General features: G+C 47.8%; 24 protein-coding genes. 2 read left to right on the forward strand and 22 right to left on the reverse strand.

Annotation, left to right across the window (positions count from 1 at the left end; translation table 11 throughout):
* Nucleotides 1–310: 310 nt before the first annotated feature.
* Complete coding sequence (dbpA, locus tag H8K32_RS08085) at nucleotides 311–1,705, forward strand: ATP-dependent RNA helicase DbpA (RefSeq protein ID WP_186912094.1); 1,395 nt, start codon at nucleotides 311–313, stop codon at nucleotides 1,703–1,705.
* Nucleotides 1,706–1,816: 111 nt separating this feature from the next.
* Here dbpA and H8K32_RS08090 read toward each other — a convergent pair whose 3' ends face one another.
* The 21 genes from H8K32_RS08090 to H8K32_RS08190 form a co-directional block, all read right to left on the reverse strand.
* Nucleotides 1,817–2,347, reverse strand: a complete 531-nt coding sequence (locus H8K32_RS08090) for an SLATT domain-containing protein (RefSeq protein ID WP_186911971.1) — start codon at nucleotides 2,345–2,347, stop codon at nucleotides 1,817–1,819.
* 61 nt (nucleotides 2,348–2,408) lie between these two features.
* Complete coding sequence (locus tag H8K32_RS08095) at nucleotides 2,409–3,011, reverse strand: hypothetical protein (RefSeq protein WP_186911972.1); 603 nt, start codon at nucleotides 3,009–3,011, stop codon at nucleotides 2,409–2,411.
* Between the two features lie 122 nt (nucleotides 3,012–3,133).
* Nucleotides 3,134–5,167 carry a primosomal protein N' gene (locus H8K32_RS08100; RefSeq protein ID WP_186911973.1) on the reverse strand — a complete coding sequence of 678 codons (2,034 nt, stop codon included), beginning with the start codon at nucleotides 5,165–5,167 and terminating at the stop codon, nucleotides 3,134–3,136.
* A gap of 529 nt (nucleotides 5,168–5,696) precedes the next feature.
* Entirely contained in the window at nucleotides 5,697–6,782 is a 1,086-nt protein-coding gene (gene hemE / locus H8K32_RS08105) for a uroporphyrinogen decarboxylase (RefSeq protein WP_186911974.1), read from the reverse strand.
* A gap of 534 nt (nucleotides 6,783–7,316) precedes the next feature.
* Entirely contained in the window at nucleotides 7,317–8,141 is an 825-nt protein-coding gene (locus H8K32_RS08110; RefSeq protein ID WP_186911975.1) for a PPK2 family polyphosphate kinase, read from the reverse strand.
* A 3-nt stretch (nucleotides 8,142–8,144) separates the two neighbouring features.
* Complete coding sequence (locus tag H8K32_RS08115) at nucleotides 8,145–8,579, reverse strand: CoA-binding protein (protein ID WP_186912095.1); 435 nt, start codon at nucleotides 8,577–8,579, stop codon at nucleotides 8,145–8,147.
* A 111-nt stretch (nucleotides 8,580–8,690) separates the two neighbouring features.
* Complete coding sequence (locus H8K32_RS08120; RefSeq protein ID WP_186911976.1) at nucleotides 8,691–9,113, reverse strand: F0F1 ATP synthase subunit epsilon; 423 nt, start codon at nucleotides 9,111–9,113, stop codon at nucleotides 8,691–8,693.
* A 71-nt stretch (nucleotides 9,114–9,184) separates the two neighbouring features.
* Complete coding sequence (gene atpD, locus H8K32_RS08125; RefSeq protein ID WP_186911977.1) at nucleotides 9,185–10,588, reverse strand: F0F1 ATP synthase subunit beta; 1,404 nt, start codon at nucleotides 10,586–10,588, stop codon at nucleotides 9,185–9,187.
* Between the two features lie 30 nt (nucleotides 10,589–10,618).
* Nucleotides 10,619–11,488, reverse strand: coding sequence for a F0F1 ATP synthase subunit gamma (gene atpG / locus H8K32_RS08130; protein WP_186911978.1), 870 nt, complete (start codon nucleotides 11,486–11,488; stop codon nucleotides 10,619–10,621).
* Nucleotides 11,489–11,517: 29 nt separating this feature from the next.
* Nucleotides 11,518–13,059, reverse strand: a complete 1,542-nt coding sequence (atpA, locus tag H8K32_RS08135) for a F0F1 ATP synthase subunit alpha (RefSeq protein WP_186911979.1) — start codon at nucleotides 13,057–13,059, stop codon at nucleotides 11,518–11,520.
* Nucleotides 13,060–13,085: 26 nt separating this feature from the next.
* Nucleotides 13,086–13,619, reverse strand: a complete 534-nt coding sequence (locus H8K32_RS08140) for a F0F1 ATP synthase subunit delta (RefSeq protein ID WP_186911980.1) — start codon at nucleotides 13,617–13,619, stop codon at nucleotides 13,086–13,088.
* A gap of 2 nt (nucleotides 13,620–13,621) precedes the next feature.
* Complete coding sequence (locus H8K32_RS08145; protein ID WP_186911981.1) at nucleotides 13,622–14,092, reverse strand: F0F1 ATP synthase subunit B; 471 nt, start codon at nucleotides 14,090–14,092, stop codon at nucleotides 13,622–13,624.
* A 66-nt stretch (nucleotides 14,093–14,158) separates the two neighbouring features.
* Nucleotides 14,159–14,401, reverse strand: coding sequence for a F0F1 ATP synthase subunit C (gene atpE / locus H8K32_RS08150; RefSeq protein ID WP_186911982.1), 243 nt, complete (start codon nucleotides 14,399–14,401; stop codon nucleotides 14,159–14,161).
* Between the two features lie 89 nt (nucleotides 14,402–14,490).
* Nucleotides 14,491–15,330, reverse strand: a complete 840-nt coding sequence (gene atpB, locus H8K32_RS08155; RefSeq protein WP_186911983.1) for a F0F1 ATP synthase subunit A — start codon at nucleotides 15,328–15,330, stop codon at nucleotides 14,491–14,493.
* Nucleotides 15,327–15,671, reverse strand: coding sequence for an ATP synthase subunit I (locus H8K32_RS08160; RefSeq protein WP_186911984.1), 345 nt, complete (start codon nucleotides 15,669–15,671; stop codon nucleotides 15,327–15,329). Before H8K32_RS08160 ends, atpB begins: the two co-directional genes overlap by 4 nt.
* Nucleotides 15,672–15,849: 178 nt before the next feature.
* Nucleotides 15,850–16,392 (reverse strand): RBBP9/YdeN family alpha/beta hydrolase, encoded by a 543-nt coding sequence (locus tag H8K32_RS08165; protein ID WP_343067947.1) that lies wholly within the window; start codon nucleotides 16,390–16,392, stop codon nucleotides 15,850–15,852.
* Nucleotides 16,393–16,487: 95 nt separating this feature from the next.
* Nucleotides 16,488–17,381 (reverse strand): ParB/RepB/Spo0J family partition protein, encoded by an 894-nt coding sequence (locus tag H8K32_RS08170; RefSeq protein ID WP_186911986.1) that lies wholly within the window; start codon nucleotides 17,379–17,381, stop codon nucleotides 16,488–16,490.
* A gap of 2 nt (nucleotides 17,382–17,383) precedes the next feature.
* A complete protein-coding gene (locus tag H8K32_RS08175; RefSeq protein ID WP_186911987.1) occupies nucleotides 17,384–18,160 on the reverse strand; it encodes a ParA family protein in 777 nt (258 codons plus the stop codon).
* A gap of 20 nt (nucleotides 18,161–18,180) precedes the next feature.
* A complete protein-coding gene (rsmG, locus tag H8K32_RS08180; protein WP_186911988.1) occupies nucleotides 18,181–18,831 on the reverse strand; it encodes a 16S rRNA (guanine(527)-N(7))-methyltransferase RsmG in 651 nt (216 codons plus the stop codon).
* Nucleotides 18,831–20,786, reverse strand: coding sequence for a tRNA uridine-5-carboxymethylaminomethyl(34) synthesis enzyme MnmG (mnmG, locus tag H8K32_RS08185; protein WP_186911989.1), 1,956 nt, complete (start codon nucleotides 20,784–20,786; stop codon nucleotides 18,831–18,833). Before mnmG ends, rsmG begins: the two co-directional genes overlap by 1 nt.
* A gap of 232 nt (nucleotides 20,787–21,018) precedes the next feature.
* On the reverse strand, nucleotides 21,019–21,780 hold the full coding sequence (locus H8K32_RS08190) for a sulfite exporter TauE/SafE family protein (protein WP_186911990.1): 762 nt from the start codon (nucleotides 21,778–21,780) through the stop codon (nucleotides 21,019–21,021).
* Between the two features lie 166 nt (nucleotides 21,781–21,946).
* Here H8K32_RS08190 and H8K32_RS08195 point away from each other — a divergent pair, with 166 nt between their 5' ends.
* Complete coding sequence (locus H8K32_RS08195; protein ID WP_186911991.1) at nucleotides 21,947–23,104, forward strand: iron-containing alcohol dehydrogenase; 1,158 nt, start codon at nucleotides 21,947–21,949, stop codon at nucleotides 23,102–23,104.
* A gap of 453 nt (nucleotides 23,105–23,557) precedes the next feature.
* Here the strand turns inward: H8K32_RS08195 and H8K32_RS08200 are convergent, their stop codons facing one another.
* Nucleotides 23,558–24,538 carry a branched-chain amino acid ABC transporter permease gene (locus H8K32_RS08200; RefSeq protein WP_186911992.1) on the reverse strand — a complete coding sequence of 327 codons (981 nt, stop codon included), beginning with the start codon at nucleotides 24,536–24,538 and terminating at the stop codon, nucleotides 23,558–23,560.
* Nucleotides 24,539–24,543: the final 5 nt, after the last annotated feature.

A 24,543-nucleotide genomic window follows, 5' to 3' on the forward strand; every position in this document is an offset into this window, starting at 1 on the left:
GTTTTTATTCAATAACCGCAATTTTGCCTAACTTTCGGCGGAATTCTAAGTTTTATCACAACGAATATGTAATCAAATGTTACCGAGTGGCAACTATATGTAAGAAATGTTTACCGCTTTGTCTTAGTTGGCACCGCAAAAAGGCTCGCAAGAATAGCGCGGTTATACAAAATCAAAGGTAATTTTCTTTCGCCGCCTGCTATTTTCTGCTGTCTTGTGCTTCATGCCCTACAATAACGCCATAGAAGCTGGCATTGCTCTTTTATTGCCACGCACAGAGTGCATAGCACTTATCCATCCGTTTTTTGAAATGAGCTCCATGTCCGACTCCACTGCCTTTAATTCGCTCCCCTTGTCTCCTGCCATCCTCGCTAATCTGGAGAGTTTGGGTTATCAAACGATGACCGCCATCCAGGCAGAGAGTTTGCCTATCGTGTTGCAACAACGTGATCTGATTGCGCAAGCCAAAACCGGTAGCGGAAAAACGGCCGCTTTTGGACTCGGGATATTGGCCAAACTCAACCCGACGTATTTTGCTGTGCAAGGTCTGGTTATTTGCCCGACCCGCGAGCTCGCTGATCAGGTGGCAAATGAATTACGCCGTCTCGCCCGCGCCATCGAGAATGTCAAAATTCTGACCTTGTGCGGTGGCACCGCTATGCGCCCGCAAATCGCTTCGCTGGAGCATGGTGCACACATTGTTGTAGGCACGCCCGGTCGTCTGATTGATCACATCAGCCGCGGCACGATCAAGCTCAACAGCGTACAAACCTTGGTACTGGACGAAGCCGACCGCATGGTCGATATGGGCTTTTATGATGATATCTACACGATCGTTGAAGCGTGTTCCCCGCGCCGTCAAACCTTATTGTTTTCTGCGACCTATCCCGACAATATTCGCAAAGCCAGCGAACAATTGCTACGCGATCCGGTTGAAATCAAAGTCGAGTCACAACACGCTGCGAATCACATTGAGCAGTTGTTTTATCTGGTCACACCAGAAGAGCGCAATGAAGCCGTCGCGCGTTTGTTACACCACTATCAACCGATTTCTACCATTGCCTTTTGCAATACCAAAATTCACTGCCGCGAATTGACTGAAGAGTTGCAAGCTCAAGGTATCAGCGCCCTGGCCTTGCATGGCGATCTGGAGCAACGGGACCGCGATGAAGTATTGATCCGTTTTGCCAATCAAAGTTGTTCAGTATTAGTAGCAACGGACGTGGCGGCCCGCGGGCTCGATATTCAAACTTTGGGAGCGGTCATCAACGTTGACGTGTCGAAAGATACTGAAGTACACATTCACCGCATCGGTCGTACTGGCCGCGCTGGTGAAAAAGGTCTGGCACTGAGTCTGGCAACCCCAAATGAAAAAAAGTGGGTGAAGCTGATCGCAGAATATCAGGGGGAAGCCGTCACTTGGGCCGACATCAATGCGCTGGAAGCCGCACCAGATCAAACGTTACAAGCACCGATGACGACCGTTTGTATCTTTGGCGGAAAAAAAGATAAATTACGTCCTGGTGATTTGCTTGGCGCATTAACCGCCGACATTGGTCTGAAAAAGGAACAAGTCGGCAAAATCAACGTGTCTGAATTCTCTACCTACGTGGCGATTGATCGTCACGTCGCGCGCAACACTGTGGATAAACTTAGCCGCACGAATATCAAAGGACGTCAGTTTAAGATGCGTATTATCGATTAATTGATGACGCGTTGCTGATCGTGTTCTTCTGCCTCATCGGTACACCATCACTTCGGTAATCGGATGCGTGCGTAGTGAAGCGCTCGTTGGCAAAGATCGGTTGCTATTTGCCTATGACTGACGCACTGTCTGCGCTTCACCCGTATAGAAGATATTTTTTTGGATACGTTCAAACACCGAGACCGGGACATGCGGCGATTCGTCAGAAATACGGTCTAACTCTTCACGTAAAGTATCGAGATAATGTTTCTCGGCAGTCTCGGTATGTTCTGCGTACAGAATTTCCAATTTGCGACGGATGGCGCCGTAACGAGCAGCGGTTGCTCTATGCTTTTCCGATCGTTCAGAATATTTAAAAAAAGTCTGCAAACTCGATAATACAGCGGCAATGGCACTCAGGGTTCCGACGACAATTTTCGCGCCAGAGCTAATTTCTACCGAGCTTAATGAGGCAAAAACCGAGGTACCGATCACGGTCGTGATTAAAATCACTGGTACGCCAAGCCAACGCCCGCGGGTCGAAAGCAAATTCGCCATTTCGTAGTGTGCCATCTGCGATTCGCGTGCGCGGCGCAGCCATGCGAGCACGAGTTCACGTTGATTCGCGGGAGGCTGATAGGACGAAGAAGGTTTGCTAGACATAAATTGGTTTTGGAATAGGGAGAATTTGGCAGATGCCTGATTCTCCCACAATTCTTTATAGCTAGATAACTGATGTATGAGGTAAATCCTTCATTGTCTGCGTCTGACGAATTTCAAACAAATTCCATAGCGCACTGATCCACAGACCAATGCCTGCACCAAGGCAGATATTCACGTCACTTGGCCCATTCGCTGAGCAAAGTGGAAAAAGCACCGCCAACAATACAAAGTAAGCCCCCGTCAGGTAATGTTTAGGCTGATGGAACAGACGAGCTAATGGGAAAAAATGTAAGCCAACGATCAATACAATCAAAGGAAGATTCCATGTGGCGAGACCAAATTTATTGAGTAGGTTAATGCCGATAAATATCGCCAACCATTGTGCAGCATTGATCAAATGATAGGCTTTATTGGTCAACCGACTATCCTGGTCATTCTGGATACCGGTAAGCGTGGATCTGACTCTCTTGTCGATGCTGACCGCCCAAGCAATGATTGCGATACCACATGCTACGATCAGTACGTTAAATAGCGTTTGATGGCTGCCTGAATAATAATTCCAAGAAAGTAGCCACAGACTGCCAAAGACGGCAAAAATCATTGCTCCTATCGGGCGGCGTTGACTGGCTTGGGCTGAGACGGGTTGCACGAAAGCTTGTTCCATGATGATCCTCGCAAACTGGTTGATTGATGTTTAACTGGCACTCAGTATGCAATCTGCAGTTCGAAAAAGTCAGTGCAGATGATCACCAATCAACAATGACATTTGTCACAAGATGAGCACTGCTAGATGTCAACAGGATCAATCTCCACCGACCATTTGACCCGACTTTTTAACGATCGGAGGGTTACGATCCATTCTTTCACAAACGCTTGCAGCGCTGGTCTTGAAGCCGATTCAACCAATAATTGCGCGCGATCAACATTGGCGATGCGCGTCATGGTCATCGGAATAGGGTCATTGATGGTAATCCCTATGTGGGTCTGGCATGCGGCTGCTTGTTGCAAAAATTCCAATGCTTGTTGCAATTCTTTTGCCTCTGCGCGGAGCAAAGCCTGGTACATAAATGGTGGTAATTGTGCTTGTTGTCGTTCTAGCAAAAGATCTTTTGCAAAGTCTTCGTAGTTGTGCGCCATCAAAGCATGATACAAAGGATGATCCGGGTAACGGGTTTGTACCAATACTTCAGACATGTTACCGCCCTCTTTTTGTGCCGTCCGCCCGGCACGTCCGGACACCTGCATCAATTGGGCAAACAAACGTTCGCTGGCGCGGTAGTCTTGCGAGAACAAAGCGGCGTCAGGGTTCAACGCGGCAACCAGCGTCAGGCGTTTAAAATCATGTCCTTTGGCAACCATCTGGGTGCCGATCAGGATATCCACATCACCATCGTGTACACGTTCAAACGCGGCGGCAGCGCTTCCTTTGAGTCGAGTTGAATCGGCATCAATCCGAAATACCTTAGCGTCAGGAAAGATTGCAGCCAGACTTTCTTCCATTCTTTGCGTACCACGACCTAAAGGTTGCAGATCAATATTGCCACAAGTCGGGCATGAACGCGGGATACGTTGTTCCAATCCACAGTGATGACAACGCAAACGATGATCGCCTTTGTGTAAGACTAAGTTAGCTGTACATCGGGTACATTGGCTGATCCAGCCGCAAGCATCACAAGCGAGAACAGGGGCGTATCCACGCCGGTTCAAAAATAGAAGTGATTGCTCACCCTTCTCGAGACGTAGTTTTATTGAGGAAATCAAACGTGGGGTCAAACCATCGCTGGGTTTTTCGCGCTCCAGATTAATGATTTTTACAACTGGTAAAACAGCATTCTTGACTGCCCGTTCACGCAGATTTAATTGGTGATAACGACCGCTTTGGGCTCCCTGCCAGCTTTCCAAGGACGGTGTAGCCGAACCCAATACGACAGGAATATTCAACTGACGCGCACGCCAGATCGCCAGATCGCGCGCGGAATAGCGCAACCCCTCCTGTTGCTTGTAAGAAGGGTCATGCTCTTCATCAACAATAATAAGTTTCAGATGCGGGATTGATGCCAGCATCGCCAGACGCGTGCCCAAGATAATGCGTGCCTGCCCCTGATGAGCGGCGAGCCAGTGCAATAATCGTTCGCCTTCCGCCATGCCGCTATGTAAGGTCGATAACATCACACCCGGGAACCGGGCTCTGATGTGTGACTCAAACTGTGGCGTCAAATTGATTTCAGGCACTAAAATGAGGATCTGACTTTGCTCATCACGTGCTAGTACTTTGGTTGCCGCTTGTAAGTAAACTTCGGTTTTTCCGCTCCCAGTCACACCAAATAGCAAATTGGCAGCGAAGCCGGGTGCACCCGTAATTTGATCGACTGCAGCTTGTTGTTCAGCGTTCAAATCTGGTTCTGCGGTCGGCTGAGTATCATTCGGAGCGCTTAATTTGGCTAATTTTTTTAAATTTCGCTGGAGAGAAACCGGTTTAATTGCCTTTAGGTTCTTTGGCAACGCTGGCAATGCCACCTCGCCCAAAGGCCTTTGATAGTAATCGGCGGCAAATTGCACTAATGCCATCCAATCCGGCAACAAGGGTGTTAGCTCCGTCCGGACGGTGATAACGTCTTTGATCTTATTTTCTGGGACGTCGGTGCTCTCACGAATATCAACAATGACACCAACCAATTCTTGACGTCCAAATGGAACGACAAGTAATTGCCCGATATAGGGAATGCTTGCCTTGTCAGTCGCGGTCGAAAGCACGCAACGGTAATCAAACAGTGTGTCAAGAGGAGTGTCGAGCGCGACACGAAGAAAAATAGCTTTCACGGCCTAGTTTTTTGGCAATAAACAAGCGTAAACATTGATTTTATAAGGCCTTTTTGAGTTGTCCACAACTTCTGTGGATAACTTTGTGGAGAAAGATCTATTGACATTGGTTTTTGTTAGTGTTTATGCGGGTCTTGGGCTAGAAGTGGTTCTACATCAAAATTTTAATGTCTTTTAAAATCAATGACTTACAAATATTCGTCGAATAAAAAAAAATATTTTTAAAGCTTTTTTACAACGCCCTGAATTTGTGCATAAGTAAGTAAAATCAGTGAAAGAAATATAAAAGTTATTAGCTATTATCCACTTGGTTTTCCACAGCTTTTCGGTTGGGAAGGCGCATAAATACGAGGTTGTGCATAGCAACATGACGCGTTGGCGCGGCAAATCAGTCATTGTCGTTTTGCCAGCACCAACGATATTCAAATTTTAATACTTTTATCCGGTTCTTTGATTATATGACGGGCAGCAGATTACCCTAATCTGTGCATTTCAAATTATGTCATGCAACTTTATAGGGCAAGTCTGATCACTTATTACGCTGCTGACGGCTATATTCGTGCACGGTATCAACCAGAACACTAACGGATTCTGGCGGCGTAAACTGGGAGATTCCATGTCCCAGATTGAACACATGGCCATGACCTGCGGTCGGCGTCCCATAGGCATCCAGGGTTTGTATCACCTGCTGGCGGATTTGCTCCGGGTCAGCAAACAAGATCGCTGGATCTAGATTTCCTTGCAAGGCAACCTTGTCACCTACGCGGGAACGTGCTTGTCCCAGATTGACTGTCCAATCCAATCCTACTGCGTCAGCACCGATGGCAGCAATCTTCTCCAACCATAGGCCGCCACCTTTGGTGAAGACGATGGCGGGAATGCGTTTGCCGTCTTTTTCCTTTTGCAGCTTAGAAACGATGTCTTGCATATAGGATAAAGAAAATTCCTGATACGCAGCATCCGCCAATGCGCCGCCCCAACTATCAAAAATCATCACTGCCTGTGCTCCGGCATCAATTTGTGAATTCAGATAACTAGCGACGGCATCCGCATTCACACGCAAAATGTGATGCATCAAATCTGGACGCTTGTACAGCATGGTCTTGACCTTATGGAACTCTTTCGAGCCCTGGCCTTCGACCATGTAGCATGCCAGCGTCCAAGGGCTGCCTGAGAAGCCAATCAACGGTACGCGACCATCAAGCGCAGTGCGGATTTGCGTCACAGCATCAAACACATACTGCAGACTGCCTTCTTCCGGAACTTTTAAAGCCAAAATGTCTTTTTCGTCTTTTAATGGACGTTCAAATTTTGGCCCTTCGCCTTCTTCAAAATATAAACCCAAGCCCATAGCGTCTGGCACGGTCAGAATATCGGAAAACAAAATCGCTGCATCTAATGCATAACGATCAATAGGTTGCAAAGTGACTTCCGTCGCGAACTGCGGATTTTTCGCCAGACTCATAAACGATCCGGCCCCTTTACGGGTCGCACGATACTCTGGCAGATAACGTCCGGCCTGGCGCATGAGCCACAATGGGGTGTAGTCGGTTTCTTCACGCATTAAAGCTTTAAGAAAGGTATCGTTTTTCAGTGGCGAAAATTGGTGGCTCATGGGGGCTTTCAAAAAACTAAGGTTCACAGCAATGAATAAATATCATCGCAAATTTCGGATTAGTCGACATTATCGCTTAAGCCGCAGGGATCAGCATCTGATCTTGCGCAAGTTGCGTTTAAGGCTGTGAATTTCTTTTGAATAACTGTGGATAACTTTGTGGATAGATTTTCTTTATTTGAGGTTTACCTCGATTTTTTAATTACGTATGACAAGTTAACTTCCTAAGTCATTGATTTTATTATATATAAATATTCATAATCAGAAAGGTGCTTATTTTTATAAAAATAATGTACTTGACAGTTTGTGCATAAGTAATGATTTCAATTGGTGGTTTACGTTATTTATAATGCAAATGTATGGCCAATACCACTTCAAGCTTGAGCAATGAGTTTCGCTATCTTTAGATAACATGCATCGATTGAATTAGCTTCTTCGCCCATTTTTTGTCAGCGATGTTTCTGGTTGCAGACCTCCCCAAATCGAGAGACCTGCAATCGGGTTGAATGTTAGCAAAAAGCACGCTTATTTTCGTTATTCAACAATCAGTTTGCTATATTCGAGATTGCCGGGTGGATACTTGAGGTTAAGACTTGCAAGTCGTTCGTCAACAATACTGGCGATGACAAGATTTCTTTGGGTCTTAGAATCAGACGGCACCACGTACCAGGGTGCTTCCCGGGTATCCGTCGCCGTTAAGGCTCTTTCATATGCGCGTTGGTAAGCTTCCCAATGCACACGTTCAGCCAGATCTTGCATATCAAATTTCCAATGTTTATCCGGATCGGCTAAACGTTCCTCAAGACGCTGTTTTTGTTCAGCATTGGAGATGTGGAGGAAAAATTTCAAAACGATGGTTCCCGTTTCGACCAACATGCGTTCGAAGTCACGGATATGCACATAACGACGTTCGCATTCAGTGTCGTCAATCCAGCCATGCACTTTGCTGATCAGTACATCTTCATAATGGCTGCGATTAAAAATCACAATTTCGCCTTTACCTGGCACTTCTTTGTGAACACGCCATAAAAAGTCACGGTCTTTTTCAGCTTGGCTCGGCGCTTTAAACGCCACGGTACGGGCACCCAAGGGATGGAGTTGACCAAAGACGCTTTTCACAGTTCCGTCTTTTCCCGACGTGTCCATGCCTTGCAAAATGACGAGAAGCTTGTGATCGTGATTGGCGGCAAAGACCTCTTGCAGCCCGGAAATTTGTTCAGCCAGCGCAGTGGTTTGTAATTTGTCAGCTTGTTTATCTTCCGATTTCTGACCAGTAGACGAACCGATTAGCTTACGGGAGGCATCAGCATCTTTTAGTTCGAATTTGGCTGGGACATGAAATAGTTCAGCGACGCTCATGGTTTATTGACTTTCGGTGTAGGTGTTTATATTCACAAGAAGCCGCTGGTGTTCTATTTTCAGACAGCGATCCATAACAACGATTAACCCAGCCTCATGCGCTGATCGGGCAGCGTCAATATTCACTATACCGGACTGCATCCACAGACAGCGCGCGCCGATCTGTATCGCAGCTTGGGCAATCGGTGGAATGTCGTCTGCGCTGCGGAAACAATCAACGATGTCGATATGGTGGTGCTGTTGTGCTTCTGCCAGATCGGCATAACAGCGTTCCGACAAAATCATTTTTCCTGCTTCGCGTGGGTTGATGGGAATAATGCGGTAGCCGTGCGCTTGCATATCGGCCGCGACGGAATAACTGGCACGGTGTATTTTGGGCGACAAACCGACCACGGCGATAGTTTTACTTTTTCGAAGCAAGTCCGCTATGTCTGCCATAGGTTGGTCAAAAATGGCTGATGCGTGCATTAATCACCCTCATAAAACAAAAAGACAGCCGGAGCTGCCTTTTTATTGTACTGCTTTCGTCGCGTCAATGACGACAACGAATTAACGCTTTTGACGCAATTTGTTAATCGCTGCCAATTGGGCGATCGCGGTTGCCAATTCAGCCTGCGCTTGCGCATAGTCGATGGTGGAATCGCGATTAACCAAAGCTTGTTCAGCCAATTTCTTAGCTTCAGTCGCTTTAGCTTCGTCCAGGTCGTGGCCACGAATCGCGGTATCAGCCAAAACAGTCACTCCGTCTGGTTGCACTTCCAGCAAACCGCCAGCAACGAAAACGAATACGTCTTCAGACTGACCAGCCACTTTGATGCGCACCGCACCCGGTTTGATACGGGTTATCAGTGGAGTATGTTTTGGATAGATACCCAATTCACCAGCCTCACCCGGCAACGCGACGAATTCAGCTTCACCAGAAAAAATCAATTCTTCTGCTGAAACTACGTCAACGTGAATAGTGTGTGCCATGTTGGACCCTTTTTGTTCGCTTGAAAAAGCTCTTGCTGCGACGTTGCCGCCGCAGCGCTAGTGCTTAAGAATTAAGCAGCCAGTTTTTTCGCTTTTTCGATTGCTTCGTCGATAGTACCTACCATGTAGAACGCTTGTTCTGGCAAGTGATCGAGTTCGCCGGAAGCGATCATTTTGAAGCCCTTGATCGTGTCTTTCAGCGAAACGTATTTACCTGGAGAACCGGTAAATACTTCAGCAACGTGGAAAGGCTGAGACAAGAAACGTTGCATCTTACGTGCACGTGCAACCAGCAATTTGTCTTCAGGAGCCAATTCGTCCATACCCAGAATCGCGATAATGTCGCGCAATTCTTTGTAGCGTTGCAGAGTACCTTGAACAGCGCGTGCTGTTTCATAGTGCTCTTGACCCACAACTTGTGGATCCAACTGACGGGATGTCGAATCCAGTGGATCAACCGCTGGGTAGATACCCAGAGAAGCGATGTCACGGGACAGAACAACTGTCGAATCCAAGTGAGCAAACGTTGTTGCTGGAGATGGATCGGTCAAGTCATCGGCTGGAACATACACGGCTTGGATCGATGTGATCGAACCAGTTTTTGTGGATGTAATACGCTCTTGCAGACGGCCCATTTCTTCAGCCAGTGTCGGTTGGTAACCCACAGCGGAAGGCATACGACCCAGCAACGCGGAAACTTCAGTACCGGCCAGTGTATAACGGTAGATGTTATCCACAAAGAACAGAACGTCTTTACCTTCGTCGCGGAAACCTTCAGCAATAGTCAAACCAGTCAAAGCAACGCGCAGACGGTTACCTGGTGGTTCATTCATCTGACCGTACACCATCGCAACTTTGGAGTTTTCTGGGTTTTCCAGATCAACCACTTTTGCGTCAGCCATTTCGTGATAGAAGTCATTACCTTCACGAGTACGTTCACCAACACCAGCAAACACGGACAAGCCGCTGTGTGCTTTAGCGATGTTGTTGATCAGTTCCATCATGTTAACGGTTTTACCAACACCAGCACCACCGAACAGACCAACTTTACCACCCTTAGCGAATGGGCAAACCAGATCAATCACTTTGATACCGGTTTCCAGCAATTCCTGGGATGGTGACAGTTCGTCGTAAGCAGGCGCTTTACGGTGAATCGATGCTGTCTGCTCGTGGCTGACAGGACCGCATTCATCGATAGGGTTACCCAAAACGTCCATAATACGACCCAGCGTTGCTTTGCCGGTTGGTACCATGATTGGATGACCTGTGTTGCTGATAATCATGCCACGACGCAGACCGTCAGAAGTACCCAGAGCAATGGTACGGACAATGCCGTCGCCCAATTGCTGCTGAACTTCCAAAGTCAACTCGGAGCCTTCCATTTTCAAGGCATCGTAAATCTTAGGCATCGCGTCACGTGGGAATTCAACGTCCACCACAGCGCCGATACACTGAACGATTTTGCCATTAGCCATGTTCGTTCCTTCAATAAATATTTATACAGTTTAGACCGCTGCCGCGCCGGCGACGATCTCGGAGAGCTCTTTGGTAATGGCAGCTTGACGGGTTTTGTTATAAACCAGTTTCAACTCACCAATGACGTTACCTGCGTTATCACTTGCTGATTTCATCGCCACCATACGGGCCGACTGTTCAGACGCCATGTTTTCAGCCACTGCTTGGAAAATCAGCGCTTCTACATAACGGATCAGCAATTCATCAATCACCGTATTTGCATCTGGTTCATAGATGTAATCCCAGGAATGGGAAGACTTATCTACCGCCAGGCGATCCGCTGTCAGAGGCAATAATTGCTCCATCACCGGTTCTTGCTTCATGGTGTTAATAAACTTGGTATAACTCAAGTAAACCGCGTCGAGTTTGCCTTCCTGATAGGCATCCAGCAAAACTTTGACTGGGCCAATCAATTTATCGAGGTGCGGAGCGTCGCCCAATTGCACTGCATGGGAAACCACCTCTGCGCCAATACGATTCAGGAAGCCTAAACCTTTATTACCAATTGCGACCGCTTCTACTTTTGAACCCTTACCTTCGAGTTCACGCAATTTGTTGGTGACCAAACGTAACACGTTGGTGTTCAAGCCACCGCACAACCCTTTATCTGTCGTCACAACGATCACTCCGACCTTCTTGGAGTGATCTTGTTGAACCATGAAAGGATGCGTGTACTCTGGGTTGGCTTGCGACAAGTTAGCAGCGATGTTACGAATCTTTTCACTGTACGGACGAGCCGCACGCATCCGGTCTTGCGCTTTACGCATTTTGGACGCAGCGACCATTTCCATCGCTTTCGTGATTTTCTTCGTATTTTCTACGCTTTTAATCTTGCCACGTATCTCTTTGCCTGCAGCCATGAGTATTGACTCCTTCTAGCTACAGTAAATTAATAGGCGCCGGATTTTTTGAAATCAGCAATTGCGGCAGCCATGGCAGCTTCGCCATCTTTGTCCAGTTGCTTGGTTTCTTCGATCTTTTGCAACAAAGCAGCATGGCTTGTTTTCATGAAGTTGTGTACGCCAGCTTCAAAAGCCAATACTTGCTTAACAGGTACATCATCCAGGAAGCCTTTGTTCACGGAGAACAAAGTGACAGCCATCAAAGAGATAGACAATGGTGCGTACTGAGCTTGTTTCAGCAATTCAGTAACACGGGCACCACGATCCAGCTGCTTGCGGGTTGCTTCGTCGAGGTCAGATGCGAACTGAGCAAACGCTGCCAATTCACGATACTGCGCCAAGTCAGTACGAATACCACCGGACAAGTTTTTGATAACTTTAGTCTGCGCTGCACCACCAACACGGGAAACCGAGATACCAGCGTTAATCGCTGGACGGATACCGGCGTTGAACAGGGAAGTTTCCAAGAAGATCTGACCGTCGGTAATCGAAATTACGTTAGTTGGAACGAATGCGGAAACGTCACCAGCTTGAGTTTCAATGATAGGCAATGCTGTCAGAGAACCTGTTTTACCTTTAACTTCACCTTTGGTGAATGCTTCAACATAGTCTGGGTTCACGCGCGCTGCACGTTCCAACAAACGGGAGTGCAGGTAGAACACGTCACCTGGGTAAGCTTCGCGGCCTGGTGGGCGGCGCAACAACAGGGAAACCTGACGGTAAGCCACAGCTTGTTTAGACAAATCATCATAGATGATCAGTGCATCTTCACCGCGGTCACGGAAGTATTCGCCCATCGCGCAACCGGAGTAAGCGGATACGTATTGCATCGCTGCAGATTCAGCAGCAGTTGCAGCAACAACGATGGTGTATTCCATGGCGCCGTGGGCTTCGAGAGCGCGCACAACGTTTTTAACGGAAGAAGCCTTTTGACCGATCGCAACATAGATACATGTTACGTTTTGGCCTTTTTGGCTGATCACCGCATCAATCGCTACCGCTGTTTTACCAGTTTGACGATCGCCAATGATCAATTCACGCTGACCGCGGCCAACTGGTACCATCGCGTCGATAGACTTGATACCTGTTTGCAGTGGTTCAGAAACGGATTGACGAGCAATAACGCCTGGAGCGATTTTTTCGATTGGTGCAGTCAATTTAGCATTGATTGGACCTTTGCCATCGATAGGCTGACCCAGCGCGTTAACAACACGACCGCGCAGTTCAGGACCGATAGGCACTTCCAGAATACGACCAGTACATTTCACTGTGTCGCCTTCGGAGATGTGTTCGTAGTCACCGAGAATAACGGCGCCAACGGAATCACGTTCCAGGTTCAATGCCAGACCAAATGTGTTGCCTGGGAATTCCAGCATCTCACCTTGCATCGCGTCAGACAGACCGTGGATGCGGCAGATACCGTCGGTAACGGAAATAACCGTACCTTGATTACGAATCTCAGCTGTGTCGCCAAGGCCTTGAATCCGGCTCTTGATCAACTCGCTGATTTCAGATGGGTTGAGTTGCATACTAACTCCTAATATTTATTACGTTCTTACGCGGTCAGGGCTACGTGCATTTTTTGCAGCTTAGCGCGAACCGACGTGTCAAGCACCTGATCACCAACCACGATACGCACACCACCGATCAAAGCAGAATCTACTTTCACGGTAGGATGCAGTTTGCGGCCAAATTTCTTTTCCAATGTCACTGCCAGATCGCTTAACTGGGCTGCAGACAGTTCAAAAGCACTTGTTACTTCAGCATCTGCAGCGCCGTCGAAGGCGTTTTTCAGAGCGTGAAATTGGAAAGCGATTTCAGGCAGCAAAGTCAGGCGATCATAGTCAGCGAGCGTCGCTACGAAGTTTTTGGCTTCAGTAGTCACTGGCGATTTGAGCGCAGACAGGAAAATCTCAGCTTTTTGAGAAGCCGAGACTTTTGGGTTGTGTGCAAGAGCTTGTACATCGGAATTCGCACCCACATGACCCATTTCAGTGACCAGTTCCGACCAGGCGGACAGGTTACCGGTTTGGGCAACACGGAATAGCGCTTCAGCGTAAGGACGAGCGATCGTTGCGAGTTCGGCCATGATTACAGCTCGGTTTTCAGTTGAGTCAACAAATCTGCGTGAGCGGATGCGTTGATTTCACGTTTCAGAATTTGTTCTGCGCCTTTGACTGCTAATGTAGCAACCTGGTCGCGCAATTCTTCGCGTGCTTTAGTAACTTGATTTTCTGCGTCAGCCTGAGCAGCAGCGACGATGCGAGCAGCTTCAGTGGATGCAGTGTTCTTGGCTTCTTCGATGATCAATTGCGCGCGTTTTTCTGCGTCAATGATACGTTTTTGGCCTTCATCACGCGCACCAGCCAATTCAGCTTGCACACGCTTTTCAGCAGCTTGCATTTCAGCGCGGCCACGGTCGGCAGCTGCCAGTCCGTCAGCGATTTTCTTAGCGCGCTCATCGAGCGCGTTCATCAGTGGCGGCCACACAAACTTCATGGTGAACAATGCCAAGATGAAGAAAACCCCAAACTGAACAAACAAAGTTGAGTTAAGGTTCACGGTAATTCCTTATCTAGATGGATCAAGCCAGAAGCCAGCGACTTCCGGCACGAAAAGGAAAGACTATTAAGCGTGGAACGGGTTTGCGAACGCGAACAACATAGCGATACCAACACCGATCAGGAACGCAGCGTCGATCAGACCAGCCAACAAGAACATCTTAGTTTGCAATGTATTCATCAATTCTGGTTGACGTGCAGATGCTTCCAGGTACTTACCACCCATGATAGCGATACCGATACAAGCACCGATCGCGCCCAAACCGATGATCAAACCGCAAGCCAAAGCAACAAAAGATAAATCAGTCATGACATTTCCTTAAAAGTTAAAAATAATAAAAAGCTAAAACTAAAACCAAAAAACTAAAACTAAATCAACACTTACTACTTACTGCAATCTTAGTGATGTTCGTGCGCTTGACCGATATAGACCAGTGTCAACATCATGAAAATAAACGCTTGTAAGAACACAATCAGAATATGGAAGATCGCCCAGATGGAACCTGCAATCAGGTGACCTGCAACACCAAATACTGTTGCCATTGAACCCAACAAAGCGATCAACAAGAACAATAATTCGCCCGCAAACATGTTACCGAACAGTCGCATACCCAGGGATACAGTTTTTGCCGCGAATTCGATCAATTGCAGAATCAGGTTGAATGGCGCCATTTTGATACCGAATGGTGCGGAGATCAATTCGTGCAGGAAGCCACCCAAACCTTTGATTTTAACGCTGTAATACAGCATCAAAGCCAATACGCCTAAAGAGATACCGATGGTACCGTTCAGATCGGACGTTGGTACCACACGGTGGTGCATGTCTGCCAAAGACTCAGGAGCAACACCCAAGCTTACTAATAAACGGAACAAACCAGAGAACATATCAACTGGCAAGAAATCCAGTGAGTTCATTAAAGCAACCCAGATAAATACGGTCAGCGCCATCGGAGCGATGAACGAACGGTCACCATGAACGATGCCTTTAGATTGCTCTTCAACCATTTCAACCAGAATTTCGACCGCTGCCTGGAAACGACCAGGCACACCGGAAGTTGCCTTACGTGCAGCCAGCCACAGCACTAAGCTGCCGACGATACCGCACAGCACGGACCAAATAATGGTGTCGTAATTTAAGATGGAAAAATCAACGATTTTATCTTGGTGATGTGTCGATAAATGTCCTAAGTGATGGACAATATATTCTGACGCTGTTGGTGCGTTCTCGGTTGCGCTCATGGTCGTTGTCTAAAGAGTAAAATGAAATAACTTTTCAGTACTACGATGAAGGCGATCAAAAAAGCCGGCCAGTTGACATCGTGGTACAAGGTAACAACTGCACCCATCAGGGCAATTGTTAATCCAATCTTGATAAATTCACCGATGAAAAAACTCATCGGGTTGGCTCCTCCAGGCTTTCGGGCGCTCATCGTCAGGCGCAACGCGAAAAAAGCGTTTGGAATTGCACAGCACAGTCCGCCTAACAAGGCTGAAAATGCTAAAGAAATCGTCCCAAATACACCAGCAACTAGCGCGACGACCAGAGCTGCCACCATTTGCAGCAGTACGATACGCGCCATGCTTTCCTCACTTAATTTATAGATCTTGCTCGAATTCACCGCATTTGCCTCGAAATATTATCGGGCAGCGTAAATCCTTGCCTATCAAAACCACGGAATTATACGTGGTAGTGCGTAATAACGTCAAACGATACCTTCAGTGCACCAGAATGAGACACTGCCTATTTTTTTTGCAACTTCAGCCTATTGGCACCAACTTCTTCAACCAGCTCTGGCCTTGCTTCCAATTGCCGAGACCCGATTCACTGTTGATGTGGCCTTTCGCGCTTAGCGAATGAAATTCGCTTCCCCAGCAGTGTGCCCAATGTCCGCTTAACGCAACATCGCACCAAGGATCATTATCCGAAGCGATCAGAATACTAGGTACCGGCAGGCGATTTTCTGGCATAGGACTAAAGCTGGGTGCTGGAAACGTATTTTGTCCTACATCTGGCACTGCCACCAAAAACAGACCTTTAACTTGTTTCACGTGTAACGCCGATGTCTTGAGCGACGCAACCCAGTGTACGGCCAACGCACAGCCCAAACTATGAGCAACCAAAATAACGTCTTCCTTACAATCGTCTATGTGAGCGGATAATTTGGCCATCCAAACATCGAGTTCAGGTTGATCCCAATTCTCTTGTTGCACCCGTTCGATATTGGGCAAGCTGGTTTCCCATAAGCTTTGCCAATGCTGGGGACCGGAGTTGTATAAACCTGGGAGAGTAAGAAGTTTCACGTGGAACGCACCATGAGAATAAAAATGACCCATTCAAAAACGGGGACGAAAAAAAAGCTGCAAAACCAAATTGGTTTGCAGCTTCATGTTATTTTTTACTGACCGCGTATTTTTAAAATCACGCCATCAAGAGAATCGAGATCGGCAAAGTCGATCAGCATTTGCCCCCTGCCCTTGCTTCCCATTTTCAATGTCACCTGGGTTGCCAGCAGATCGGATAACTCTTCTTCGAGTCGCGTAATGTCACGCGACTTCTCAGCTTTGTCGCGTGGCTTGCCTGGCGAATTCATTTCAGACGTGGTTTTTGCCACCAGCTTTTCTGCTTCACGCACCGACATGCGTTTTGCCACAATCTGATTTGCCAACTGTATCTGGGTTGCCGCATCGGTAGCAAGCAAAGAACGCGCATGCCCCATATCGATATCGCCTGCCATCAACATGGTTTGTACTGGCTTGGCCAGGTTCATCAAACGCAACAAATTGGACACAGCACTACGTGAACGGCCCACCGCCGTTGCCGCTTGCTCATGGGTAAATGAGAAATCGGTAATCAAGCGATGTATGCCCTGAGCTTCTTCCAAAGGATTGAGATCTTCACGCTGAATATTCTCAATCAAAGCCATCGCTGCCGCGGCCTGGTCGTCTACATCTTTCACCAATACTGGCACTTCTTCCAGACCAGCCATTTGTGAGGCACGGAAACGACGTTCGCCGGCAATGATTTCATACCGGGTAACGCCGTTATTTTGTCCGATAGGACGTACCAGAATTGGTTGCATCAAGCCTTGCGCTTTGATCGATGCGGCCAGTTCTGCCAGTGCACCTTCATCCATACGGGTACGTGGCTGATATTTACCAGCTTGCATATGCTGAACTGACAGGCTGGTTGGCGCACCACTAACTGTGGGTACAGCATCCGCAAAATCGCCGGCACCACCAAGTAAGGCGTCGAGACCACGTCCCAAACCCTTTTGTTTTTTTATGACCATATTCATTTTTCCAACTGTTTAATTCTTTCGACCATTTCTGCACCGAAGGCAATGTAAGCCTGTGCACCTTTGGACGAGGGATCGAAAACCACGCCAGGAATGCCATACGATGGCGCTTCAGCCAACCTCACATTGCGTGGGATTAGAGTTTTAAAGACTTTGTCGCCAAAATGCTGTTCCAGCTGATCAGAGACTTGCTGGGACAAGGTCATGCGCGGATCGAACATGACACGCAACAAACCCACAATTTTGAGATCCGGATTCAGATTTGCAGAGACTTTTTTGATGGTATTTGCCAGATCTGACAAACCTTCTAGCGCGTAGTATTCGCACTGCATAGGAATAATCACGCCGTGGGCGGCACACAGACCGTTCAGGGTCAACATCGACAAGGCAGGTGGGCAGTCAATCAGGATGAAGTCATAATCAGCACTGACAGCCGCTAAAGCGTCGCGCAAGCGCTTGTCACGATTCTCCAGCTCCACCATTTCAACTTCAGCACCGGCCAGTTCGCGATTGGCTGGCAATACATCAAATCGGCCTGATTCGGAACGCAAACGAGCCGTCGCTACGTCCGAAATACCGAGCAATACTTCATACACAGAAGAGGTTAATTTTGCTTTGTTAATCCCCGCGCCCATCGTGGCGTTGCCCTGAGGATCAAGATCGACCAGTAAAACACGTTGGTCCAATTTCGCCAGTCCAGCGGCAAGATTGACAGTGGTTGTGGTTTTGCCCACGCCACCTTTTTGATTTGCTACACAAAAGATTTTTGCCATACAGGTTTTCCGTGGGTGATTCAGACTGGGGATTTTTTAACAAAAACAAGATGCCGCTCTGCTTGTAAACCCGGCACCGACAAAGCTTGCATGCCTGTGACTTGCCAGCCCTCAGGTAGCCGCTCGATTTCCTGCGCTGGTGCCACACCTTTCATGGCGATAAATTGGCCACCATCAGCCAGCAAATGTCCCGACCAATTAATGAAGTTACACAGTTCAGAAAAGGCACGTGAAGTAATCACGTCAAATTTCTCTTTTACCTGCAAAGCTTCCACGCGGCCAGTGTGTACAGTCACGTTCGTCAAACCGAGTTCGGTTTTTGCCTGACTCAGAAAGGCAGTCTTTTTACTGACCGTGTCGATCATAGAAACCCGAGTATCCGGATAGGTAATCGCCAACATCATGCCAGGCAAACCGCCGCCCGCACCGACATCCAGTACGTTTTTTGCATTAACAAAAGCCGGTGCCGCCGACAGAGAATCGAGCAAATGCTGCTTGACCATCTCTTTAGGATCACGAATTGCTGTTAAATTATAAACGGAGTTCCATTTTGATAGCAGCAACAAATAGGCAATCATCTTATCGATTTGCGCACTTGTTAAAGCTAGATCCAATTCTTGCACACCGTCGGCGAGCATGTTACGCAAAGCACTCGTATCGTTGATACTCATCAAACATCTCCTGCTGCGGGCATTGTTTCTTCTAGTACATCCGGGGCGGCGGCAAATTCTTTAAAACCGCGTTTTTTCAAATGCACCAGCAACAACGAAATGGCTGCCGGAGTCACGCCAGAGATACGACCACACTGCCCCAGAGTTTCTGGCTGATGTTTATTCAATTTTTGGCGCACTTCGATAGATAAGCCGTTGACTTCCATATAGTCAAACGTCGCAGGCATTTTGAGGTTTTCGAAATGTGCATGACGTTCAACTTCTTTAGCTTGCCGGTCAATATAGCCCGCATATTTAACTTGAATTTCGACCTGTTCACGTACTGCTTCGTCATTAACACCAGGGCCAGCTAAAGCTTGTCCTTCGAGACCAACCAACCCCATCAGGCTGTTGTAAGTCACTTGTGGACGGCGCAATAAATCAGCCAATGAGTACTCACGCTCGAGTGCTTTACCGACCACACGCTCGGCTTCTTCAGCACCGAGGATACGTGGATTAACCCAGGTAGAACGCAGGCGTTCCATTTCACGTGCAACACTTTCACGCTTTTGTTCAAACATCTGCCATTGCGCATCGCTGACACAACCAAGCTGGCGACCGATTTCGGTCAGCCGCATATCAGCATTATCTTCACGCAAACTCAGACGGAATTCTGCACGGCTGGTGAACATACGGTAAGGTTCTTGTACGCCTTTGGTAATCAGGTCATCCACCAATACGCCGAGATAAGCCTCATCACGGCGTGGCACCCAGACATCTTTACCCTGGGTTTGCAAGGCGGCATTCAGGCCTGCCAACATACCTTGCGCTGCTGCTTCTTCGTATCCGGTAGTGCCATTGATCTGTCCGGCGAAGAACAAGCCTTCGATCTGGCGGGTTTCTAAGGATGATTTCAAACCACGAGGATCGAAGTAATCATATTCAATCGCATAGCCTGGGCGCAGGATATAAGCATTTTCCATACCGCGCATAGAGCGAACTAATTCCAGTTGCACATCGAATGGCAGGCTGGTGGAGATGCCGTTGGGATAAAACTCACTGGTCGTCAGACCTTCAGGTTCAAGGAAGATCTGATGCGATTCTTTGCTCGCGAAGCGATGGATTTTATCTTCGATCGATGGGCAGTAACGTGGCCCAACACCTTCAATCACGCCGGTATACATCGGGCTACGGTCTAAACCGGCACGAATAATATCGTGGGTTTTTTCGTTCGTATGCGTGATCCAGCAAGGAACCTGCTTAGGATGCATCGCGGTATTTCCCATGTACGAGAACACTGGCACCGGATCGAGATCACCAGGCTGCTCTTGCATGACAGAGAAATCGATACTACGGCCGTCAATCCTTGGCGGCGTGCCAGTTTTGAGGCGTCCTTGAGGCAAAGCCAATTCTTTCAAACGGGCAGACAGCGATATCGCTGGCGGATCACCTGCTCTACCTGCGGAGTAATTATTCAGGCCAACGTGGATTTTTCCGTCAAGGAAAGTCCCTGCCGTCAAAACAACTGCACGTGCGCGGAATCGGATACCGACTTGAGTTACCGCGCCAACGACGCGATTGCCTTCGACCAATAAGTCATCTACTGCCTGCTGGAACAACCACAGATTGGGTTGATTTTCCAGGCGGCTACGGATCGCTTGCTTGTACAAAATGCGGTCCGCCTGCGCTCTGGTTGCTCGAACTGCCGGGCCTTTTGACGAGTTCAGAATACGAAACTGTATCCCTGCCTCATCTGTGGCGATTGCCATTGCACCACCCATGGCATCAACCTCTTTCACCAAATGCCCCTTACCAATGCCACCAATAGATGGATTGCAAGACATCTGACCGAGGGTCTCGATATTGTGGGTCAACAACAGCGTGGACTGCCCCATGCGCGCGGCGGCGAGGGCAGCTTCTGTACCGGCGTGACCACCACCGACAACAATCACATCAAATTCTTTAGGATAAAACATGGCTAGCTTCTGACAAACAAGGACTTAAGAGGCACGATTATAGTTTGTTTTTGCGTTGCAGCAGTTTTCAAAATGCAAATCTACAAAAAATAAGTCCCGATGTTTCACGTGAAACATCGGGAGCAGGAGTAAAAATAAGTAAACTCACAAGAAAGAATGCCTAAATTTTAATCAATTCTAGTTTGTGTAGCAGTGTCTTAAAAATATACATCGATTGTTTCACGTGAAACAATCACTTCAAAAACCCATCATAAGTTGTTTTGCAAATCAATGCGACCACCACAAACAGAAACATTTTTCGTACAAAACCGGTGCCATGCTTAATCGCCATATGGGAACCCAACAAAGAACCACCCACCTGGCATACTGCCATTGTTGCACCCAATATCCACAGAACATGTCCGCTAAACCCAAACCAAGACAAGGCTGCGGCATTGCATGCCACATTCAACACCTTCGCGACAGCCGAAGCACGTAAGAAGTCGTAGCCAAAAAAACGTACAAACAAAAACATAAAGAAACTACCTGTACCAGGGCCAAAGAACCCATCATAAAATCCAATCGTAGCACCCACTAACATACCAAGCAGAATTTCTTTACGACCAGAAAACACAGGTTTATCCAAAGCGCCAAACTCTTTTTTCTTAAACGTATAAATCGCCACACCAACCAACACAAACGGCAACGCTTTACGTAACTGATCCGGAGATACATGTGTAACGAGATATGCTCCAGCGAAAGCGAACACAAATGCCGCCAATGCGGCAGGCAATGCCATCTCCCAACGTATGCGAACTTTACGCAAATAGTTTTTCGCCGCTACACCCGTGCCCCAAATACCGGCAAATTTATTTGTGCCCAATAAAGTAGCAGGTGCTGTACCTGGCATCAAAGAAAACAAAGCTGGTACTTGTACCAATCCCCCGCCACCAACGATTGCATCAACAAACCCAGCAAAGAATGCCGCACCACCCAACAACAATATATCGACCATACTATTAACCTTATTCCAACAATCAACAAACATCCGTGCAATACACCATTTTTCCGACAGTTTTGCGTAAAGAGCAAAGTTCTGGCAAGCTAGAGAGGATAACAAGTCTCTGCCCACTCAGGTCATACAGTTTTCAGTATCTTTTACCAGAACAGGAAATACCCGCATGAATCACTTCGAGTTTCAGACTGTCCCGCATATCATCAGCCAGACTGGCGCCGCGAATCACGTAGGCCAGACCATTGCCCTTCACTACCCTGCAACCAGACATGTATTGTTGGTCACCGACGCCGGCTTCCTGAAAACCGGATTAATGCAAGCGGCGATTGACAATATCCGAGCGCAGCAAATTGAAGTCAGCGTGTTCTCTGATGTCGTCGCTGATCCACCTGAAGCGATCGTGCTCGCCGCCGCATCTCAAGCGCACATCTTGGGTATCGATCTGGTAGTTGGTTTTGGTGGCGGCAGTTCAATGGATGTCGCCAAACTGATCGCCATTTTGGCTGGTAACGAACAAGAATTAAGTAGCATGTATGGCATCGGCAATATCAAAGGTCAACGTCTTCCCCTGATTCAAATACCAACCACCGCCGGTACCGGTTCCGAAGCAACACCCATTGCCGTTGTAACCACGGGAGAAACCAGCAAAATGGGTGTTGTGGCACCGCAGCTCTACGCCGACATCGCAATTCTCGATGCACAATTAACCTTGGGGTTACCTGTTGCAGTCAGTGCCGCCACAGGGATAGATGCGATGGTTCATGCGATCGAAGCCTTTACCACCAAACATAAAAAGAACCCCCTGTCGGACATGTTGGCAAAGCAAGCGCTGCAACTACTATGGAGTAACATTCGCACGGTTTGTCGTGAACCACAGAATCTGGCCGCCCGTCAGGCCATGTTGTTGGGTGCATTCCTTGCCGGTCAATCGTTTGCCAACGCCCCTTGCGCTGCAGTACATGCCCTCGCCTATCCGATCGGTGGAATTTTCCATGTGCCACACGGCCTGTCCAATTCACTGGTCTTACCAGCCGTGCTGCGTTTCAATGCAAGTGCTGCACATCCCCATTATGCCGAGCTCGCTGCCATCGTTGCCCCACACGAGCAAGGTAGTAGCGAAGCAAAAAGTAGCGCTTTGATCAATGCACTGGAACAATTAACCTGCGAATTGGGCATCGCCACCCGTTTGCAGCAAGTCGGAATCAAGGAAGGCGACCTCGACAAAATAACCACAGATGCCATGCTCCAGACCCGCCTACTAGGCAATAACCCGCGTGAGGTCACGTGGCAGCAAGCAAGAGCGATTTACGCTGAAGTTCTATAAAGCCGGACAAAGTTCGTTAGCAAAAAGTGGTTCTTTTGGCAAGCAAATATCGATGAGCAGTCAACCGCACCAGCATCATTAAAGTGAGAAACCCGGAAAATTAATTCTTCCTTTTTCAAAACAAAACAGGCTGTGGATAGTCTTACACTTTTCCACAGCCGTTCCAAATGTTATTTACGCCTATCAAACTAACTCACCGGTGGACAACTTCTCTTTTTTCCACAAACTACGAGATAGACCTCCCAAAATCGTTGATGCTAAAGTCAATCTAAGCAGATTAAGACGAGATTTTAATCAAAACACATAAGTCCTCGCATTTATCAAAAAAAAACTCGCTAGGATGCTTTAAATCGCTCTTAAACAATACAAACTCATCACAACTCCCAACACAAAAAACAAAAAGCCTCACAAATTACTTTGCGAGGCTTTTTTATCCATCAAATCATAAAAAATTTAATGCGAAACAGAACTCCGCTTCGCGCCGAACACCGCGGCCAGTTCACCGACGATCCCCTTACGGAATAACAACACACAGACAATAAAAATAAATCCAGTCACCAAAGTGACCGAGTCCCCAAGTGTGCGGAACCACTCAATATGGGATACGTCTGCAATCCATGATCCTATATCACCCAATTTATCCTCAAGAGCAATGATCAACACCGCACCAACGATGGGCCCAACCAAGGTACCCAAACCGCCGACCAGCGTCATCAACACCACCAAACCTGACATCGCCCAATGTGCATCGGTCAATGTCTCAAAACCGATAACAACTGTTTTTGTGGCACCTGCGAGACCCGCAATCGCGGCGGACAATACAAACGCCAGCAACTTGTATCTATCCACGTCATACCCGAGCGAAATCGCGCGTGCCTCATTTTCTTTGACGGCGTTCAAAACCTGTCCGAACGGTGAGTGAATCGTCCGCACAATCAGCGCAAAACCAGCAACACAAATTGCTAACACAACGTAATACATCGCCATGTCGGAACCCAAATCAAGTACACCAAATAACTTACCCCGCGGCACCCCTTGCAGCCCATCTTCACCACCCGTGAACTTCGCTTGCAAAAATACAAAATACAGCATTTGCGCCAAGGCTAAGGTGATCATCGTAAAATAAATTCCTTGACGACGAATCGCCAATGATCCCATCACAAAACCAATCGCCGCAGCGACCACAACACCAGCAAGGATACCGGCCTCGAACGACCAACCCGCATCACGCAAAACCACACCTGATACATAACCAGCAGCACCAAAAAAAGCCGCATGTCCAAATGACAGAAGACCAGTAAAACCGATCAGCAAATTGAAGGCGCAAGCAAATAACGCGAAGCACAAGACCTTCATCAAAAATACGGGATACATCAGCTGCGGTGCCACCAGCAATAAAACCAGAGCCGTTCCATACGCAATTTTTTTATTCATCACAG

This window comes from Cognatundibacterium jejuense (assembly GCF_014284255.1).
Lineage (GTDB): Bacteria > Pseudomonadota > Gammaproteobacteria > Burkholderiales > Burkholderiaceae_D > Undibacterium > Undibacterium jejuense.